The sequence below is a fragment of the Acinetobacter sp. Tol 5 genome (genome assembly GCF_019702905.1).
GTDB classification, from domain to species: Bacteria; Pseudomonadota; Gammaproteobacteria; order Pseudomonadales; family Moraxellaceae; genus Acinetobacter; species Acinetobacter bereziniae.
Genome location: NZ_AP024708.1, coordinates 2,062,246 through 2,081,516, shown reverse-complemented (window position 1 = coordinate 2,081,516; position 19,271 = coordinate 2,062,246). Strand labels below are relative to the sequence as shown.

At 36.7% G+C, this 19,271-nt stretch carries 17 protein-coding genes and 1 other RNA gene; 7 read left to right on the top strand and 11 right to left on the bottom strand.

Features of this window, described 5'->3' with window-relative positions; translation table 11 throughout:
* Nucleotides 1-474: 474 nt before the first annotated feature.
* Nucleotides 475-729, bottom strand: a complete 255-nt coding sequence (locus TOL5_RS09625) for a hypothetical protein (protein ID WP_004830489.1) — start codon at nucleotides 727-729, stop codon at nucleotides 475-477.
* Nucleotides 730-1,556: 827 nt separating this feature from the next.
* On the opposite strand from TOL5_RS09625, the gene TOL5_RS09620 reads away from it, so the two are divergent.
* From TOL5_RS09620 to TOL5_RS09595, 6 genes are all read left to right on the top strand, one after another.
* A complete protein-coding gene (locus tag TOL5_RS09620; protein ID WP_009587002.1) occupies nucleotides 1,557-2,252 on the top strand; it encodes an HAD-IA family hydrolase in 696 nt (231 codons plus the stop codon).
* The gene (locus TOL5_RS09615; protein WP_004830486.1) at nucleotides 2,236-2,676 is read left to right on the top strand and encodes an RNA-binding S4 domain-containing protein; all 441 of its coding nucleotides are present in this window, start codon (nucleotides 2,236-2,238) and stop codon (nucleotides 2,674-2,676) included. The genes TOL5_RS09620 and TOL5_RS09615 overlap by 17 nt, the downstream gene beginning before the upstream one ends.
* Nucleotides 2,677-2,835: 159 nt before the next feature.
* A complete protein-coding gene (gene recA, locus TOL5_RS09610) occupies nucleotides 2,836-3,879 on the top strand; it encodes a recombinase RecA (protein ID WP_004830485.1) in 1,044 nt (347 codons plus the stop codon).
* Nucleotides 3,880-4,026: 147 nt separating this feature from the next.
* On the top strand, nucleotides 4,027-4,875 hold the full coding sequence (locus TOL5_RS09605) for an SDR family NAD(P)-dependent oxidoreductase (protein WP_221260695.1): 849 nt from the start codon (nucleotides 4,027-4,029) through the stop codon (nucleotides 4,873-4,875).
* A gap of 1 nt (nucleotide 4,876) precedes the next feature.
* Nucleotides 4,877-6,307 (top strand): class I adenylate-forming enzyme family protein, encoded by a 1,431-nt coding sequence (locus TOL5_RS09600; protein WP_046760787.1) that lies wholly within the window; start codon nucleotides 4,877-4,879, stop codon nucleotides 6,305-6,307.
* A gap of 120 nt (nucleotides 6,308-6,427) precedes the next feature.
* A complete protein-coding gene (locus tag TOL5_RS09595; RefSeq protein WP_121775208.1) occupies nucleotides 6,428-7,042 on the top strand; it encodes a regulatory protein RecX in 615 nt (204 codons plus the stop codon).
* Between the two features lie 102 nt (nucleotides 7,043-7,144).
* On the opposite strand, the gene ffs is transcribed toward TOL5_RS09595, so the two are convergent.
* Together ffs and TOL5_RS09585 are read right to left on the bottom strand one after the other, a co-directional pair.
* An RNA gene (gene ffs / locus TOL5_RS09590) (signal recognition particle sRNA small type) lies at nucleotides 7,145-7,241 on the bottom strand.
* Between the two features lie 265 nt (nucleotides 7,242-7,506).
* Nucleotides 7,507-8,619, bottom strand: coding sequence for an OmpW/AlkL family protein (locus tag TOL5_RS09585; protein WP_046760789.1), 1,113 nt, complete (start codon nucleotides 8,617-8,619; stop codon nucleotides 7,507-7,509).
* An 878-nt stretch (nucleotides 8,620-9,497) separates the two neighbouring features.
* Between TOL5_RS09585 and TOL5_RS09580 the strand changes: the two genes are divergently transcribed.
* A complete protein-coding gene (locus tag TOL5_RS09580; protein WP_227543984.1) occupies nucleotides 9,498-10,370 on the top strand; it encodes a YbgF trimerization domain-containing protein in 873 nt (290 codons plus the stop codon).
* Between the two features lie 79 nt (nucleotides 10,371-10,449).
* Here the strand turns inward: TOL5_RS09580 and lpxA are convergent, their stop codons facing one another.
* Genes lpxA through TOL5_RS09540 form a run of 8 tightly spaced genes read right to left on the bottom strand, consistent with a single transcriptional unit; the run spans nucleotide 10,450 to nucleotide 19,269 of the window.
* The gene (gene lpxA / locus TOL5_RS09575; RefSeq protein WP_004830478.1) at nucleotides 10,450-11,238 is read right to left on the bottom strand and encodes an acyl-ACP--UDP-N-acetylglucosamine O-acyltransferase; all 789 of its coding nucleotides are present in this window, start codon (nucleotides 11,236-11,238) and stop codon (nucleotides 10,450-10,452) included.
* Nucleotides 11,235-11,720 carry a 3-hydroxyacyl-ACP dehydratase FabZ gene (fabZ, locus tag TOL5_RS09570; RefSeq protein WP_004719745.1) on the bottom strand — a complete coding sequence of 162 codons (486 nt, stop codon included), beginning with the start codon at nucleotides 11,718-11,720 and terminating at the stop codon, nucleotides 11,235-11,237. Before fabZ ends, lpxA begins: the two co-directional genes overlap by 4 nt.
* Before the next feature lie 2 nt (nucleotides 11,721-11,722).
* Nucleotides 11,723-12,793, bottom strand: a complete 1,071-nt coding sequence (gene lpxD / locus TOL5_RS09565; protein WP_121774581.1) for a UDP-3-O-(3-hydroxymyristoyl)glucosamine N-acyltransferase — start codon at nucleotides 12,791-12,793, stop codon at nucleotides 11,723-11,725.
* Between the two features lie 3 nt (nucleotides 12,794-12,796).
* Nucleotides 12,797-13,282 (bottom strand): OmpH family outer membrane protein, encoded by a 486-nt coding sequence (locus tag TOL5_RS09560; protein ID WP_042085500.1) that lies wholly within the window; start codon nucleotides 13,280-13,282, stop codon nucleotides 12,797-12,799.
* 42 nt (nucleotides 13,283-13,324) lie between these two features.
* Entirely contained in the window at nucleotides 13,325-15,853 is a 2,529-nt protein-coding gene (gene bamA / locus TOL5_RS09555) for an outer membrane protein assembly factor BamA (protein ID WP_042085502.1), read from the bottom strand.
* Nucleotides 15,854-15,889: 36 nt separating this feature from the next.
* Nucleotides 15,890-17,245 carry an RIP metalloprotease RseP gene (gene rseP / locus TOL5_RS09550; RefSeq protein WP_121774582.1) on the bottom strand — a complete coding sequence of 452 codons (1,356 nt, stop codon included), beginning with the start codon at nucleotides 17,243-17,245 and terminating at the stop codon, nucleotides 15,890-15,892.
* A gap of 2 nt (nucleotides 17,246-17,247) precedes the next feature.
* On the bottom strand, nucleotides 17,248-18,444 hold the full coding sequence (ispC, locus tag TOL5_RS09545; protein WP_121774583.1) for a 1-deoxy-D-xylulose-5-phosphate reductoisomerase: 1,197 nt from the start codon (nucleotides 18,442-18,444) through the stop codon (nucleotides 17,248-17,250).
* A complete protein-coding gene (locus TOL5_RS09540; RefSeq protein ID WP_042085510.1) occupies nucleotides 18,445-19,269 on the bottom strand; it encodes a phosphatidate cytidylyltransferase in 825 nt (274 codons plus the stop codon).
* Nucleotides 19,270-19,271: the final 2 nt, after the last annotated feature.

Below are 19,271 nucleotides of genomic sequence, written 5' to 3'. Positions count from 1 at the left end.
TGCTTAAGCCTATCATTTTTTTATGTTGAGTGCATGAAAACAATAGCTTTTAAACAATTAATTGTACTTTAAATAGATGATATGCTTTTGAATATCATCATAGACTTTTAGGTATTTATTCAATTGACTAGACTAAGCTGTCTCTAAAAAATTGAAAAATTATATTCTTACCAAACCAATGATCTTTCAAAAGAGATTGATAAAAACACAATAAGCTTCTTTCATAAGTCATTTTTAATACTATAAATCAATATTAAAGCCCCTTTATCTTAACCTTCTCCCGAAGGGAGAAGGTACTTTCAATCCCCCATATGATTCGGACCACATGATCATTTTTTTGACTCATAAAATCGATCTAATATATTGTTTTATATTTAATTTAACATAGGAAAACCTTTCTTTATTATATTTGGATTAACCCGCAATAAGTGACTATATACCTCATTCATGAAAGAAAGGTCCTTGAGCGCCTCATTACTCATCTCCAATTAATTCTATTTCAGCCTTAATGAAGTATTCACGCAAATAATCATTCATCAAAGTAGAAGCTTCAGATTCGCTCAATTCATCTACGATCCAAAAAATGTATACATTTTTTTTGATGTGAATTATTTTTCTATTATATTTTACTATTCTCTGTAATTTATTATCTTTAACTTTAAAAGATTTATCATGGGAATCTCCCAATAACTTGCATCCATTCCACGGTCCACCAATACAGATGTTCATTTTAATCCATTTTAGCTAAAAAATTGTCTAAATTAAAAATGGTCTACATAACAAAATAACATGCACCATCACACAAAAAACTCCAGTAAAGGAGATAGAAAACACATTCGCAGTCTCTAAGAAGGATTTTCTATTCAAAATACTTTTATCACATTGGCAGAATATGACTATTTCAATTTTTTTCTTTTAAATCAATATTTAACATTAGTTTATCTAAATAAACTATTTAACTGATATTTTAATTTCAAAGACAAAAATATCCAGTGATGAAGCAAGTTAGTATATGAAATTTAAAAATTGTGTGGATTGACCCTAAACAATAGAGTGGACAGTCGATCAATGTTCATTTTTTAACACATTTCTGTGTTTACATTGAAATTCAAGTCTTAATCGAAGCTTATGTCCAAATATCCAAACCTTAGACTTCTCCATTAAAAAGACAGCAATATTGAAAGGCTATTTTCTCTTTGACGACATATGCATAGACACCAATAAGCGATCACCAACAATGATGATTTCAATTCTATCTCTATCATCTCTATTCTCTGTTTTTCCATTGTTAGATTTTAACCAATATTTAGTGAATCCCATGATTTAAGAATTCAAATCTCTTATACTTGGTTGTTATGAGATTTGTTTTTAAATACATGCACACATATGTACATAATTTTTCTTCAAGCATACATAACTTTATACGGCATACGGCTTTAAAAATTTTTGAAAATGTTTAAATCTTTTTTAATCCTGAATTATAGTGTTAAAAATTAAGTATTTTTATATATTATGATGAGCTTTGATGTACTTTAAAAATCTTAGGAGTTTCTTGAATGCAAAAACCGATCATCTTTTTTGACATGGACGGTACGCTCCTCGATTTGGCTTTTGACGATCTCATCTGGAACACCAAACTCCCTGAGCGTCACGCACAAACACATCAATGTAGTTTAGAGCAGAGCCATAACACCCTGAATACATTTTATCAGCAACATAATCACACACTGTGTTGGTATTCTTCAAAATACTGGTCTGAGAAAGTAGGCGTAGATGTTCTAAAATTACAATATGAATATAAAGACAAAATTGCAACTCGACCAGGTTGCTTTGAACTACTGGAACAATTAAAAGCACAAGGTTATCGTTGCTGGCTACTTACCAATGCAGATTGCGCAGGATTACAGCTTAAACTTGAAAATATCGACCTAAGCCCTTATTTTGAAGTGATGATCAGTAGTGAAGAAATTGGATATTCCAAAGAGTTTGTCGAATTTTGGGAAATTCTTCAGCAGAAGTATCCTTTTGATCCTCAAAATGCTTGTTTGGTTGATGATACTACTCCTGTGCTCAAAGGTGCTGAAAAATTTGGTATACAACATTTGATTACGATTACTCAACCATCAAGTGGTCGTGCAGCACGTCATGTCCTTGAGTTGGAATACCCTGCAATTCATCATTTAACTGAGCTTTTACCATTACTCACCAAGTTAAACTTAGAAAATAAGGATGTCGATGTCAAAACAGCCTGAGAAACAACAACTTGAAACAATGCGTGTAGACAAGTGGCTTTGGGCTGCACGTTTCTTTAAAACACGCTCGATTGCCAAAGATGCAATTGAAGGCGGCAAAGTTCATCACAATAATGAGCGTGTCAAAGTTTCTAAAGAAATTCGTGTGGGCATGGAATTAACCATACAGCAAGGATTTGATCGAAAAACAGTGGTGATCAAAGCATTGTCTGCAATTCGTGGCGGTGCGCCTATTGCACAACAACTATATGAAGAAACAGAAGTCAGTGTGGCACGTAGAGAGTTGATTTCAACCCAAAGAAAATTGCATAATCTAGCGCGACCTGATCATCGACCGAGTAAAAAAGATCGACGACAAATAAGCAAATTTAAGCAAGAAAATGATCAGCAATTTGACCAATCTTGGTCCTATGATGATGACTGAATTCGTTTAAGTTAAGTGCGACAAAATATGTCGTACTACTGTTTTTAAAGATAGAACCATTTTTAATTTTCTGTCACTATTACTCCTGTGGACGAAAGATCAAATTTAATGACATCCACTTAAGATATTAGTGATATTACATCGTTTGAGGTTTACGAGATGGATGATAACAAAAGCAAGGCACTGAACGCGGCACTTAGCCAAATTGAAAAACAATTTGGTAAAAATACAGTCATGCGTTTAGGGGATAATACTGTACAAGCTGTTGAAGCTGTTTCTACTGGCTCTTTAACACTTGATATTGCACTAGGAATCGGGGGCTTACCCAAAGGACGTATTGTTGAAATTTATGGTCCTGAATCTTCTGGTAAAACCACAATGACTTTACAGGCAATCGCACAATGCCAAAAAGCGGGTGGAACTTGTGCCTTTATTGATGCCGAACACGCTTTAGATCCACAATATGCCCGTAAACTTGGGGTTGATATTGATAATCTTTTAGTTTCACAGCCAGATAATGGTGAACAGGCACTTGAAATTGCCGATATGCTTGTTCGCTCAGGTGCGATTGATCTGATCGTTGTCGACTCTGTAGCTGCATTGACTCCTAAAGCTGAAATTGAAGGCGAAATGGGTGACTCTCACATGGGCTTACAAGCACGTTTGATGAGCCAAGCATTGCGTAAAATCACTGGTAATGCAAAGCGTTCAAACTGTATGGTAATTTTCATTAACCAAATCCGTATGAAAATTGGTGTTATGTTTGGTAGCCCTGAGACCACAACGGGTGGTAATGCATTGAAGTTCTATGCTTCAGTACGTTTAGATATTCGTCGCATTGGTCAAGTCAAAGAAGGCGATGAGATCGTTGGTTCTGAAACCAAAGTGAAAGTTGTTAAAAATAAAATGGCTCCTCCTTTCCGTGAAGCGATTTTCCAAATCATGTATGGTAAAGGTGTTAATCACTTGGGTGAGTTGGTTGATCTTGCCGTTGCTCAAGAACTGGTTCAAAAAGCAGGTGCATGGTATTCTTACCAAGGCGATAAAATCGGTCAAGGTAAAAACAATGTCATTCGCCATTTAGAAGAAAATCCACAACTGGCGCAAGATCTTGATCGTATGATTCGTGAAAAGCTCTTAACTACAGCAAATGCTGCACCTGTTGAAGAGAAAGAAGAAGAACCTGACTTTTTAGATGTTTAATCTGATCTATCAGTTCTTTATTTTTCCTAAGCGCCTTTCGAGGCGCTTTTTTATACAAATTATTGAATTGAAATTGATTGTGATTTCTAATAAATTTCAGTTATAACTGATTTAAAATGATATTCAACATCAAATACATTTATTCTTATGCAGACAAATATTACAAGATTGGCTGAGTTTTTATTTTTTCAAGGTCCAAGAATTACTCAAGCGAAAATAGATCAACATTTTAAAAATAAGACGATTCTCATTACAGGTGCCAGTTTTGGAATTGGTGAAGCATGTGCGAAACGTTTAGCACATACTGAATGTACCCTGATTTTAGTTGCGCGAAGTACTGATAAACTTTTACAGCTAAAAAATGAATTAGAACGTGGTCACTGCCATGTTGAAATGGTCAGTGCAGATTTATATGAACTGGAAGCAGCTGAAAATATATTTCAAAGTCTGCAAGAGAAAAATTTACACGTTGATATTCTGATTCATAATGCAGGTAAATCCATTCAACGCTCGATCTGGGAGAGTTTAGATCGACCTCAAGATATTGATCGCTGTATTGCAATTAATTACATCAACCCTGCTCAACTCACTCGTTTATTATTGCCAGACTTAAAACTGAAATGTGGGCAAATTTTGGTTGTTTCTACCATTAATGCCAAACTATTCGCTCCCCCACTTTGGTCAAGTTATCAAGCATCTAAAGTTGCTATGCAACAATGGATCCTTGCCATCCAACCCGAACTTGCTATTCAGCAAATTGATACTAGTATCATTTATTTACCACTGGTACGCACACGTATGATTTTGCCAACCAAACACTATGATCACATGCCTGCAATGCAGGCACAAAGTGCAGCAAATGCAATTTTAGATAGCCTGATTGGGCATAAACGGCAATGGCAGCCATGGTGGTTAATTTGGGCACAAGTTACATCAAGTCTATTCTCAAGACCAATTTATTATTTTTATCGCTTTATTCTTGGACGGAAAAAGTAAAATGTCATGGCGATTCGTAATCAAATGGTGTCTTAGTCTGTTATTCAGTGTTATGAAACATGGTGTGCATCTATACAGTATTTTAGATGCGCAAACCCGAATTAATAAGAATAAAACGGCATTGATTATCGATGGCGTAGAGGTGAGTTTTCAAGATTTAAAACATCGTACTGATCAACTTATTTGTGAATGGATAAAACCAGAATATCAAAGTCAATTTCCAAATCAACTTGCACTCATGCTTGAACAAGATTTAGATAGCCTGGCTGCTTTATTTGCTTTAAGTCGTTTAGGCAAGGATATTGTGATCATTAACCCCAATTTAATCGAACATAAACTTCAAACGCTGCTGGATCAGAAAAAATTTTATTTGATTGGGCATTTAGCGCGATTAAAAAAAATTAAAGTTCAGCATTATTCAGATATTCCATCACAACACGACTCACAACATTTTCATATCAAACGCTATTTTTTTAACAAAATTAGTGTCTGTTCCTCAGGGTCTACGGGTATTCCTAAAGTAGCAACACGACATTCAAATCCATTGCAATGCCTGCCTTTACTAGATCTCATGCTTAGACAATTAAAGTTCTTTAAAATTAAACAGATTTTTGTCATGACACCGATCTGCCATGCTGCTGGTTTAACTGCAAGTTTAATGGCTTTAAGCTTTCATAAGACCGTCATCTTGCAAAATCGCTTTGATGTACAAAGTGCCTGTTTATGGATTAAACACTACCAAATTGATTGTCTAAACTTAGTACCCACAATCTTACATAGACTGATTAAATCTCGCTCAATGCTCAGCTCGGTCCAGCATATCATTTCAGGAAGTTCGCCTTTAAGTGCTCATTTGGTTCATCAAGTTCAACAACACTACCCTTACATTCAATTATTCAATCTATATGGAAGTTCAGAAACTGGGATTAATATGATCGCAACCCCTAAAGATTTAAAAACACATCCGGACAGTATTGGTAGAGCTATTCAAGGTGTAGAGTTAAAAATTACTGATCTATCAGGAGAAATTCTCGAACACGGTCAAATTGGTACTTTATGGAGTAAGTGTGCGTGGTCAATTACCCCTAATCAATGGATTGAATGTGGTGATTTAGCTGTCCGAGATTCGCAAGGATATTATTATTTAAAAGGTCGACGTGATGATATGCTAATTTGTGGGGGGATCAATATTTATCCAATTGACTTAGAAAATATTTTATACCAACACTCCCTCATAGAATATGCTCAAGCATATGCGGTAGATGATGTAGATCTAGGACAATGTTTAGCAGTTAAAGTCATCCTTAAACAATATTTAGATATCAATCAATTACAAGATTGGATCAGTCAAAAGACACCACGATATTTACGTCCAAAATCGATTTTTATCATCGATCAGATTGAATCAGACAGTATTGGTAAGCCTATTTAGTGAATTGAATAATATGCCTGACATGACAGCTCATCTATCTGTACAGCTTATGCGCTGTTAAAACCCCAAATAGGCGCTACACTATGACAAATACCAACGAAAGTTATTGTTATTAAAGATATGAGCCAAGCTAAATTTCCTAAGATGCTAGACTACGAAAAACTAAAGCAGCAGTTTGGCGAGGATGAAACTGCACCTCTTCCTCCAACTAGTACAATAAGCAATGAGGTCAATAATCAGCATGCCTTTATCGCTGATCAAGATTGCACACCAGCACCACAGGGCTTAACGGGAACACGTTTACGATCATATGCTTTTGCAGTCTTAACCCGTAAAGAATATTCCAAAGCAGATCTTATTGAAAAACTGATGACTTTGGCACAAAGCCGTGAAGAAGTTTTAACATTAGTGGACGAATTATCTGAAAATAACTATCAAAGCGATCAACGTGTCGCTGAAATGACGGTTCGTAGCCAAGTTCGCAAAGGCAAAGGACCTAATCGAATCAAGTTGGCCTTGCGTGCTAAACATCTCGATAAAAGCTTAGTACAAGAAGATATTGCTGAAATTGATTGGTATGAACAAGCTTATCAACTCAAAGTCAAAAAATATGGTTTTGAGGTAAGTAAAGACCCTAAAATCAAAGCTAAACAAATTCGTTTCTTACAATATCGTGGCTTTGAAATAGACGCGATTATGAAAGCGATTTCTAGAAAAGAAAATGAGGATGGATAATAAATATATAAAATGAGTTAAAGATAAAGTACCTAGCGATTGTGTAATAGACAAAAAATTTATATTTTGAATAATTATTAGATTTAGAAAATCTGGTGGCAACCCTACTAGCAAAATTTCGGCACATCATAGTTCTGATACCGTTGCTACCTTCCGGTCCTGGCGGGGTTTTCAGAGTACAATTGCGAAACCACCAGCAGGGCTACCATTGCAAGAACAGAGTATAGAGATTTTTTATTTTCTTGCAAGCCAAACATTGTGATTTTCTCAAGTTATTCATTCGTTTGCTTATTTCGTCATCAATGTGGTTATTTTTTGCAAAAAAACCATAAAAAAAAACCATAAAAAAAAGCCATAAAAAAAGTTGAGTGGACTAGACTCGGGCTTTATGGCTTGAGGGGGAAACTTAATCATCATTAAAACGTGTTATGACTTACTCATATTTAAGGATTCACCTGCTCTCTTTAAAAACGATATCCAATGCCTAAATAGCTCATCAATGGATCAATCTGAATTTTAGTTTTGGCATAAATCAATTGTTTTCCAGTATTGTCATTCAAAACTGAAATGGTGGCTGTATTGTCAAGTTTTGCATATGATACAGATGCCGTAGCAAACCAATTCTCTTTAAAGTCATAAGTAAACCCTGCAGAAAAGATCGGAGCAAAAGCATCATTTGCATCTGCTTTAACTCGCATTTTACCTGTTGAAGCTTTACCTTCCAAAGCGGCACCTGCTTTCTGATCATCAATATTTTGAATCATATGCCCCGCTGCAATTAAATCATTTTTAACGCCAGCATTGATTTTAATCTCATTGAAATAAGCATACATAAAGCCAAAACCTAGAAATGGTCTTAATTTATTAATACCAGGTCGCCCAAAATAATATTGTGCTTGTAATGCTGGTGTCCAAGCTCGTGCTGAGGCGGCATAGTTATATTGATCTAAATTTGTAATTAACAAATTATTTTTTAAGTATAAATTTCCGGAATCCCCGCCGAATGGTTGTGAGGTCGCTGAAAATGGTGCATATATCTGCCCTTTTCCTTTTAAATCTACAGTAGGTGGAATACCCCCCATCAGCTGAATCGAAACATGTTCATTGATGTTATAATTAAACATTAGCCCAGCCGTATTGACGTTTTTAACTTCCAATCCTGCATTTGCCGTCCATGCACTTAAGCCATTAATTTCAGCGATACCTGTAGCATATTCAAGCGCAGCTTCAGGATTCTCCGCATTTGGTATCATCTCCAAAATATAATCAAGCGGATATTTCCCGGTTGCAGGGTCTTGCATATTGATCGTTCTGATCAATTCTGGGTCCATTTGATTGATTCGAGCTTGATCTAAATTTTTAGCAACCGCAGCCCCTGAAATCATCCCAACTTTAGACATTGTTTTTTCAGCAACAGAAGTATTAATCCTAAAAGGTTGAGCATCTCCTGTTGACCGCACATTCAGCCAACCCGCTGAAATGGAAAATCTTTTAAAATCTTGAGCATATGCCATATGAGTAGCAAATAAGTATGACAAGCCAAGTGCAATTTTTATATATCGTAGCTGATTTTCCATATACCCATCCTTAAATATAAATTAATTTTTACTAAATAATTCACATTAAGAATGTATACAAAAAAACAATTTTGACATTTAAATTCCGATGGAAGGAAAAATAATAATTACAAAAATGTATATTTTAGCAAGGTTAAAAAAATAAAATTAAAACTAATTATCAATAAAAATAAAACAGTAAATTTATCAATAACTGATAATACTCGATAAGAATTATATTTTAAAAAAATATATTAAAGATTTTTTTTATTCATAAATAAAAAAAATTCACAATTTTTTTTTCATACACCTATTAATTATATTTAAATCACTTAAAATATAACCATATTACACTTTATTATTAATATAATGATTTTTACTATATTATATTAATAAAACTAAAATTAATTCAATAATTTTTTTAAAACGGTGCATAGTGCACATAAATTTATATCATCTTTAAAATATGCTAGTAACCGATAACCTCGCATAATAGTCAAATGAGCATATAGGCAAGGCGCTATACTAGATATGATCTAACTTCAATATATTTTTAGCTCATAGCTAACATGTAAAACCTAAAATGTTAAAAATTATCGCTAATCTTTTCTATGCAATAAAAAATATTGGATCGTGTCACTTAAATTTTTCAATAAAAAACATACAATTAAGAATAATTTCATGATCTAATATATTTTTAGAAAGCACGCATGAGAAACTTAAACGTGAATATGAACAACGGATTTATTACAAAAAGCCTTCACATTCCACTAGAATTATCTGAACATTGTAAAAGCACCTTGCAATTCCGCTTCTAGCCGTTTTTAATGATCACATTTATTGGTTTTCAAGCAACTTTATTCCTTACGTGGGAAGATTTTGACTTTAATGGATTTTTAATTATGCTAAAAAAGCATGCTCTCTTTTCGATTGCCTTACTCAGTTCAGCATCTTTATATGCGATTCCAATTGAGTCTCGTGGATTAAGCAACGCGTCCTCAGGAAATGATATAGCGAATTCTTCTGCTCCAATTACTGGAAATATGAATTGGGATCTTATTCAAAAGAATCAGCAACTCGAAAATCAAATTCGTGAATTACGTGGCAAAATTGAAGAACAAGATCATGCTATTGATCAGCTCAATAAAGAATTAAGCAATCGCTATACTGACCTCGATCAACGTCTTGAGTTATTGAACCAAAAGCTAGAGCCAGACAATAATTCTCAAGAACAACAAGCACCTGCTGAAAATGCACCGACGACAAATCCTGCTGTCGAAAATTCAGAACAGACCACACAGACAGCAGCACCGAATCAAACAGCTACACAACAGCAACCTGCAACACAAACAGCTCAAACCTCAGCAACACCTACAAACAGTAATAATACCAGTGATCCTATTGCGCTTGAAAAAGCTGCCTATACTGTTGCCTTAGATGCTTATAAGAAAGGTGGTGCAAAACAAGCCATTGCGCCAATGCAAAATTTTATTAAAAATTATCCAAACAGTATTTATACAGGAAATGCTTATTTTTGGTTGGCTGAGTTTCAATTGGCAATTGATCCACCAAACTACAATGAAGCTAAAAAGAATTACGAGATCGTCGCTGCTAAATTCCCTAACTCGTCAAAAGCACCACGTGCTTTATACCAACTTTATAGTATTGCAAAAGATGTCAATAAAAATACGCAAACAGCAAATGTCTATAAAAGTAAATTGTTAAGCACCTACCCTAAGTCTGAAGAAGCAGGTTATTTCAAAAAGGGCTAAAAACAAAGTCATTGTGTTAGTTATAAAAAATGCCTCATCGTGAGGCATTTTTTATATTTAGCTTTTTATCATGAAATGATTAACGCACAATACCACGTTTAGATTCTAATACAGAATCTATCAGCAATTGTGCTTCTTCAACTTCAGGAAGAATCTCTTGGCGAATGCGTTCAATTGCTTGTTCAGTCGTTAAATTTTCTTTATAGATCAATTTAAAAGACTCTCTTAAGCCTTGAATCACGTTCTTAGACCAGCCTTTACGACGCATTCCTTCAACATTCATACCATATGCATGTGCAGGATTACCAGAAACCATCACATAAGCTGGTACATCTTTTAGAATGAGTGATGCTCCGCCAATCATACTGTAAGAATCAATCTTACAGAACTGATGGATACCCGAGTTTCCACCAACGATAACAAAGTCACCAATATGAACATGACCAGCAATACCAACATTATTTGCAAAAATATTGTTATTTCCAATCTGGCAATCGTGTGCAATATGCGTATTGACCATCAGTAAGTTGTTGCTACCCACTTTGGTTAATCCATGATCTTGTACAGTTCCACGATGTAGACTGCAATGTTCACGAATCTTATTGTTGTCACCGATTTCCAACCAAGTTTCTTCACCTTGATATTTTAAATCCTGACAAACTTCACCGACACTCGCAAACTGAAAAATTTCGTTGTTTTTTCCAATTCGGGTAAACCCACCAATCACGACATGTGAATGGAGTTTGGTACCAGCACCAATGGTCACTTGAGGTCCAATAATACAATAGGGACCAATTTGAACATCAGGTGCTATCACTGCAGAAGCGTCAATAATAGCGGTTGGGTGTATTAAATCGTTACTGCTCATGCCTGCTCTAATTTCTGATGAGAAATGATAATTTCAGCTGTCGCTGCTACCACGCCGTCAACACTGGCAGTACATAAATACTTGTAAATGCCACGTTTTTGCATGAGTAATTCAGATTTTAGCACGAGTTGGTCACCTGGTACGACTTGTTTTTTAAATCGTATTTTTTCTGCGCCAGCGAATAAGAACAACGAACCAGGTCGAGGCTTTTCATTATTCATGATAAAACCAAGCACACCCGAAACCTGTGCCATCGCCTCAACGATCAGAACACCCGGCATAATTGGATAGCCAGGGAAATGACCTTGCATAAATTCTTCATTAATTGAAACGTTTTTGTATCCTACAATCCCATTCTCTGTAACTTCAGTTACACGATCTACAAGCAAGAACGGATAACGGTGAGGAAGATACTCACGAATCGTTTGGGTTTGCATTGGTAATTCAGGAACCGTAAAAGGTAGAGATTTAGACTCAGTCATAATTATTTACGCGACTTTAAAGTTGATTCAATGGACTCGATTTGAGCCTGCATATGATCTATTTGTTTCACCAATTTGGTCAATGGCACATCTGCTAATTGTCTTAAGCGAACAACTGTTCTTTTCCAATGATTTGTTTCAAATTGCCCAGTTCCTGAAGAATAAGAACCTGCTTCAGAAATACTTTTTGTGACCATTGACATTCCAGTAATTGTCACATTATCGGCAATTTTTATGTGACCAACCACCCCAACAGCACCAGCAAAGATACAGTTTTTGCCAATAATTGTGCTGCCGGCGATACCACACTTCGCAGCGATAGCCGTATTCTCACCAATCTGAACGTTATGCGCGATTTGCACAAGATTATCAATAATCACACCATCATGGATAATCGTATCATCCAAAGCACCACGATCCACGCTGCAGTTTGAACCGATCCGCACATCATTTCCAATACGGACAGAACCCAACTGCGCGATACGATTCCATTTTCCTTGATAAGGTGCAAATCCGAAACCTTCGCCACCAATCACAGTATTGGCATGAATTCGAACACGGTCTGCAATCTTGGTCTGACCAGTCAGTGTGACTTGAGAATCAACAAAGCAGTCTTTACCAATCTCAACACCATCATCTATTCGAGTATTAGATTGAACAATCGTATTGGAACCGATGACACAATCTTCACCGATCACCACATAATGCCCAATATAAGCATCGTCAGCAATAATCGCAGATGGAGCGATCTGAGCTGTACTTTCAATCCCACGTTTGGTCACTTTAATCTCAAATTGATGCGTAAGCATTGCAAAAGCAAGATATGGATTTGCAACCACAATGAAATTCTGGTGATTGGAAAGTTGCTCTTTTAACGCAGCTGTCACAATTAAAGCACCAGCTTTAGAATTCTGTGCTTCAGCTAAATATTTATCGCCATTGACGAAAGCAATATGATGAGATTGAGCCTGTTCTAAACTCGCAAGTCCACTGAGTAGCAACTTTGGTTGACCAATTAGCTCACCTTGAACAAGTTGAGCTAATTCATCGAGATGAAATTGATTTGATCGCATTGATTATTTAATTGCATTAACCTTTTGGATCATTTTAGCAGTTAAATCATTCTTTGCGTCATACGCAAGTGCTGAATTTTTATTCAAAATAAAGTCTAAACCTGCTTCTTGGCGCAATTGTTCAGCAGCTTGCTTTACGCGCGTTTCAAAAGTCGCATTGGTATTTTGAATTGTGCTCTGAACTTTTGCCTGAACACCTTGCTGAATCGTTTGGAATTCATTTACTTTAGCTTGGTATTGCGCATTGATTTGCTGAACATTTGCACCTTGAGCTTGAGCTTTTTGCTTCAACGCTTCAATATCTTTAGTGATTTGTTCTAATTTAGTGGTTTGCGGTTTAACAGATTGCTCTAAACTTGCATTTTGCTGTTTTAAGAAGGTACTACTCTCTACAACTTTTTCCAAGTCAACCACACCAAAGCCCGCTGCTTGAACCAGTCCAGCAAACCCTAAGCCTAAGCCCATCACCATCATTTTCATTGTTTTCATATGTATTCCTTATCGTCTTTAAATATTAAAGAAAGATCGTACTTAGAAAGTACGACCAATCTCAAATTGGATATTTTTAGTTTGATCGCCTGGTTTATCATTCAATGGGTATGCATAACTCAATGAAAGTGGTCCAATCATGGTGATCCATGTAAAGCCTACGCCAGCACTATAACGCATGTTACTTAAATCAAAGTCATAGTTGTCTTTACAATATTGTTTTGCAGAGATCGGATCTTTTGAGCCATTTAAATACAAGTCACCCGTTGCTGTACTACAGTTGGTATCAAATACTTGTGCACCTTCTACAAAAACCACTGGACGAATCTGGCGTGCCCAGTCTCCTTTGAATGGTACAGGTAAAGCCAACTCAGTACCGAACTGCACTAAAGCATTACCACCGACTTCTTCAGGATCATAATCTTTGGTTTTTCTTTCGTTATACGTCACACCTGGGTAAGTAGGTCCCAAAGTACTGTTGTCATAACCACGTACCGAGCCAAAACCACCCGCATAGAAGTTTTTGTAGAATGGTAAATCATTACCATAACCTAACTTACCATAACCACGTAAAACAAAATCTCGTCCTAATGGGAAATATGCCTGAGTATCATAAGTGATCTTTTGATACTCAACATCACTACCAGGTAATGCTATTTCAGCATTTACACGATGTGCCATACCACTGGTTGGGAAAATTGGGCGGTTTAAGGTGTTGTATGACCAACCTAAATTTAAGTTATAAGTTAAAAACTTACCTTCAAATTCAGATTCAAAAGTTGTTAAGTCTTTTACATTATTATTCGAATCTACACATGAAAGATCATCAGGTTTTGCAGGATCCAATGCTTTCCAGTCACCGTCACAATATGTACTCGTACCAATTGTTTTTCCACCATTCGCCTTTAAATAATCACGAACATAGGTCGAAACATAAGCACCAGTCGTTACCTTGGTTTGATCAATATTTAAACCTGCACTGATGTTTTGATTTTCATCAATTGGATAACCAAAGGTGAGTCCACCACCAATACTGTCAGTGACATAGTTGTTGACGTTATAGTTGTCATTCAGTTTGGTTTTACGATAATACATGTTATAGCCACGGCTTACCCCATCAATGGTAAAGTATGGATCTGTAACACTTAGATTATAATAATCTTGAGTTTCTGAACGAGATAAATCAATTGCAACACGGTTACCTGTACCCATAAAGTTGGTTTGGCTTAACCCTGCTTGGAATGTGATACCACCGTTTTGAGAATACCCCACAGCCAATGTACTGGTCCCTGAATGTTGCTCTTCAACATCAATATTCAAGTCCATTTGATCTGGTGTATTCGGTACACGCACAGGTTTAATATCAACTTTACTAAAGAAACCTGTACGCTCTAAACGCACCTTAGACAAGTCAATTTTTTCATTACTTGCTAAAGCACCTTCCATTTGACGCATTTCACGACGTAACACTTCATCAGCAGTTTTGGTATTCCCTGTAAAATTGATGCGTCGAACTGTGACTTGTTGACCTGGATTAATATAGTAGTTTAAATCCACCACATGGGTTTCATTATTGATTTCAGGGACAACGTTCACTTCCGCGTAGTAATAACCCGCATTACCATATTTACGAAGTAAGAGTTGTTTCACCGCATTCACTTTTTCTTGTGAATAGGTTGTGCCATCTTTATAAATTTGCAATGCTTTGAGTTCATCAGGTTTATATAACGCATCACCCAAGAATTTAGACTCACCAAATTTAAATTGCTCACCCTCATTGACCGAAACTTCAATAAAGATATGTTTTTTGTCTTCGCTCAAATTGAGGTTTGAACTGTTAATATCGAAGTTGATATAACCTCTATTCAAATACAATGCACGTAGCGACTCTAAACTCGCAGACATCTTTTCACGAGCATAGCGGTCATTACGAGAGATCACAGAAAGCCAACCACTTTCTTTTACAGCAAATGCTTGCTTGATATCATCATCACTAACGACAGTATTACCAATAATATTGATATCAAAAACTTTAGCAGCTTTTCCTTCATTAAAATTGATATTCAGTTCAACACGGTTGTTTGGACGTGCAACTTGTTCAACTTTAATGTCAGCATCATAACGACCTTGCTGAGCATATTGTTGCTCTAATTCAGTTTCCAAAGTTTGTAATGCTGATTTTTTCAACACTTCGCCTTCAGCCAGCCCCATTTTCTTTAAGCCGTCTGTTAAAGCTTCTTTCGGAATGAGTTTGTTGCCTTTAAAGTTAATCTTTGAAATAACAGGACGTTCAACAACTTTGAAAACCAATACATTATCTTGATTTGAAGCTTGAATATCATCAAAAAGATTTGATGCATACAAAGCACGAATAGACTCTGCGATAACTGGATCACTAACACGGTCACCACTATTTATTGGTAAAAGTGCAAGAACATTTTGTTGCGTTAAACGAACCAATCCATCCACACGAATATCACGTGCAATGAACTCATCTGCCGCGTGTACTTGCTGTACAGCTGCCATTGCACTAACGAGTGCCAATGGCATAAATAAATGTGAGTGCTGCATGCCTATTATTTTCCAGTAAGTTAATCCAGTATCGCGTTATAAACGCATAAAATCATTAAATATTGCAAGAAGCATCATGCTACCGAGCAGTACCATACCAATTTTTAGCCCAACCAATTGTATTTGTTCAGAAACAGGCTTACCACGAATTGCTTCAATAATGTAGTAAACCAAATGTCCGCCATCTAACATTGGAATAGGTAATAAATTTAAAATCCCCAAACTTACACTCATCAAAGCCATAAAGGAAATAAAGGTTTGCCACCCCATTTCAGCACTTTGACCAGCGACTTTAGCAATGGTAATTGGGCCAGATAAATTATCTAATCCAATTAAGCCACGTACCATTTTGACCATAGAATTCAAAATCATTGCTGAAAGTTGCCCTGTTTTTTCAACAGCAACAACAAATGCTTCAGCAGGATTGTATTGAATGGTTTGCTTATATTCAGCAGGAATAGACAATTTATCGGTCTGTGCTTGCACACCCAACATACCTGTCACATTCCCCATGTTGTCACGTTTACCTTGAGGCATCACTTGTAAATGTACAATTTGCCCTTGGCGTAACACATCCACATTGAGTAACTTTTCAGGTGATTTTTGTACCACATCTACCACATCAAACCAATCTTTCATTTTCACTTGATTGATCGAAATGATTTGATCACCCTCTTTCATCCCTTGGCGAATTGCAGCACCATCTGAACTTAACTTATAGACAGTGGCAGGAATATGCGGTCGATAAGGAGTAAAGCCAAGCACATCAAATGGTGACTGACTTTGATCTTTTAAGAAATCTTTAATGGGTAAAGCAAAACTTTGCGCTTGCCCATTACGCTCCACTTGTACATCAATATGACCCGTTTCGCCAACACGATCAACAATTGCGTAATTCAACTTTTCCCAGGTACTTGCTTGTGTACCATCAATCGCAACAATTTTATCACCCACTTGCATCTGAGCAGTCGCTGCAGGCGTATTCGGTAAAACAGCACCGACACGTGTATTCAGTTGTTCCTGTGCTGGTAAAAATAAAATCCAAAATAAAAAAATTGCAAAAATCAGGTTAATAAATGGTCCTGCTGCAACAATGGCGATGCGCTTCCACGGAGATTGACGATTAAATGCAAAAGGCAGATCTTCTGCACTCACATTGCCCTCACGCTCATCCAGCATTTTGACATAACCACCGAGCGGCAAAGCTGACAGTTGATATTGAATACCTGATTTTTTAGAGGTCCATTTTAATAAAGTTGGACCAAATCCAATTGAATAAACAAGGACTTTTACACCAAGCTTTCGTGCTACCCAATAATGTCCAAATTCATGGATTGCAATCAATGGACCCAATAGCAATATCGCAGCGACAATGATAAATAGTACACTCATGATCAGCGTCCCAATTGTATAATGCGTTGTGAAGCAACTTGGCGGGCAAGTTGATCTGTCTGCAAAATCGTTTCAATCGAATCTGCTGAACCATTTTGAACGTGATTTAAAGTATGTTCAACCACTTGTGAAATTTCCAAGAAAGCAATCTTTTCCTGTAAAAAAGCTGCAACAGCGATTTCATTGGCTGCATTCAGAATTGATGGTGCAAGCCCTCCAGACTGCATGGCTTGACGAGCCAACTTAAGTGCTGGAAAACGAACAATATCTGGTGCTTGAAAATCAAGTTGCGAATGGATGAATAGATCTAAAGGTGGGACATGTGTTTCAATCCGCTCAGGCCATGCTAGTGCATGTGCAATCGGGGTACACATATCTGGATTACCCATTTGAGCCAAAGTCGAACCATCCACATACTGAACCATTGAATGAATGATACTTTGTGGATGAACAACAACTGTAACAAATTGTTCTTTAATTGAAAATAAATGACACGCTTCGATTAATTCCAAGCCTTTATTCATCAATGTCGCAGAATCAACAGAGATTTTTTGCCCCATTGACCAATTTGGGTGCTTACAAGCTTGTGCTGGTGTTACGGTTTGGAGTTGTTCAAGCGTATGATTCAAAAAAGGACCGCCTGAAGCGGTCAATAAGATTTGCTTTACCCCTAACAACGGTTCGCCTTGGCGCTCAATCTGCAAATAATTTTGTGGAAGGCACTGAAAGATCGCATTATGCTCAGAATCTACAGGCAACAATAAAGCACCATGTTCTTGAGCTGCTTGCAACATCAGATCCCCCGACATCACCAAGGCCTCTTTATTTGCAAGCAATACACGCTTACCTGCTTTTACTGCAGCCAATGTTGGAAGTAATCCTGCAGCCCCAACGATTGCAGCCATTACCACATCCACATCAGGATGTTGTGAAACTTCAATCAAACCTGCTTCATCACTCAAGATTTCAATATCTGTAATCTTGTATGTATTTAAGCGTTGTTTTAATTCATCAACTTTACTGGAAGGTACAACCACATACTTCGGGCGATACTGTTTGCATATTTCACTCAGTTCTTCTATTCGACTATATCCAGTCACAGCAAAAACCGAATACTGATCTGGATGCTGTTCTAAAATTTTTAAAGTACTGCGCCCAATAGAACCTGTAACACCTAATATACAAACAGATTGTGACATCTATAAATCTACACCAATAAGTTTTAAAACATACATTCCTGCTGCAAAAATAGGAGCTGCAGCAAGCAATGAATCAATACGGTCAAGTACCCCACCATGCCCTGGAAGGATACGACCTGAATCTTTAATTCCAGCACGACGTTTAATCATAGATTCAAACAAATCGCCTAACACTGAACTAAATACCGTCACAATAGACAGAACAAGGAAAAGAATATGTTGTGAAAGCGTTAAATGTAGGTAAATCGATTGAACAATGACAATAACGATAGCAACTGTGACAATCCCGCCAATTAAACCTTCAATAGATTTATTCGGACTCACATCTGGTGCCAATTTACGTTTACCAAATTTACGTCCAACGAAATATGCACCACTGTCTGCACCCCAAACCAGTAAAAACAGGTACATCAGCCACCACGGTGAACTCTTCCACACTTCAAAAATAGCAGTAACAGCAGCACTGATCAGCACCAATCCAACGATATTTAAAGTAACATTGTACCAACCATCATATTCAGGATAATTTTTAACCCAATACAGGCTACACAACCAAGTGAGGATAGATGCACTCCAAAGGATAAGTGCCAAATCATTAAAATATAATGCTAAACCAGAAAAAATAGCGGTGAGTAAACCAAATCCAGCAGCTTTTAACTTGTTTACAGAGTCAGATTCATGTGGCATGAGTTTAAACCACTCATAACCTGCCGCCCCAGCTGCGATAATCATTAACACTAACATCGGATATTGTGATTTTGTTGCAAACATGCAACTCAGCACGACTGCAACCAATACCAATGCGGTTATAATCCGCTCTAACATTA

Coding starts and splice junctions, on each gene's coding strand:
- lpxA (WP_004830478.1), bottom strand. CDS start 11,238: ATGAGCAGTAACGATTTAATACACCCAACCGCTATTATTGACGCTTCT.
- rseP (WP_121774582.1), bottom strand. CDS start 17,245: ATGAGTGTACTATTTATCATTGTCGCTGCGATATTGCTATTGGGTCCA.
- TOL5_RS09600 (WP_046760787.1), top strand. CDS start 4,877: ATGTCATGGCGATTCGTAATCAAATGGTGTCTTAGTCTGTTATTCAGT.
- TOL5_RS09560 (WP_042085500.1), bottom strand. CDS start 13,282: ATGAAAACAATGAAAATGATGGTGATGGGCTTAGGCTTAGGGTTTGCT.
- TOL5_RS09595 (WP_121775208.1), top strand. CDS start 6,428: ATGAGCCAAGCTAAATTTCCTAAGATGCTAGACTACGAAAAACTAAAG.
- recA (WP_004830485.1), top strand. CDS start 2,836: ATGGATGATAACAAAAGCAAGGCACTGAACGCGGCACTTAGCCAAATT.
- fabZ (WP_004719745.1), bottom strand. CDS start 11,720: ATGACTGAGTCTAAATCTCTACCTTTTACGGTTCCTGAATTACCAATG.
- TOL5_RS09585 (WP_046760789.1), bottom strand. CDS start 8,619: ATGGAAAATCAGCTACGATATATAAAAATTGCACTTGGCTTGTCATAC.
- bamA (WP_042085502.1), bottom strand. CDS start 15,853: ATGCAGCACTCACATTTATTTATGCCATTGGCACTCGTTAGTGCAATG.
- ispC (WP_121774583.1), bottom strand. CDS start 18,444: ATGTCACAATCTGTTTGTATATTAGGTGTTACAGGTTCTATTGGGCGC.
- TOL5_RS09605 (WP_221260695.1), top strand. CDS start 4,027: ATGCAGACAAATATTACAAGATTGGCTGAGTTTTTATTTTTTCAAGGT.
- TOL5_RS09620 (WP_009587002.1), top strand. CDS start 1,557: ATGCAAAAACCGATCATCTTTTTTGACATGGACGGTACGCTCCTCGAT.
- lpxD (WP_121774581.1), bottom strand. CDS start 12,793: ATGCGATCAAATCAATTTCATCTCGATGAATTAGCTCAACTTGTTCAA.
- TOL5_RS09615 (WP_004830486.1), top strand. CDS start 2,236: ATGTCAAAACAGCCTGAGAAACAACAACTTGAAACAATGCGTGTAGAC.
- TOL5_RS09540 (WP_042085510.1), bottom strand. CDS start 19,269: ATGTTAGAGCGGATTATAACCGCATTGGTATTGGTTGCAGTCGTGCTG.
- TOL5_RS09625 (WP_004830489.1), bottom strand. CDS start 729: ATGAACATCTGTATTGGTGGACCGTGGAATGGATGCAAGTTATTGGGA.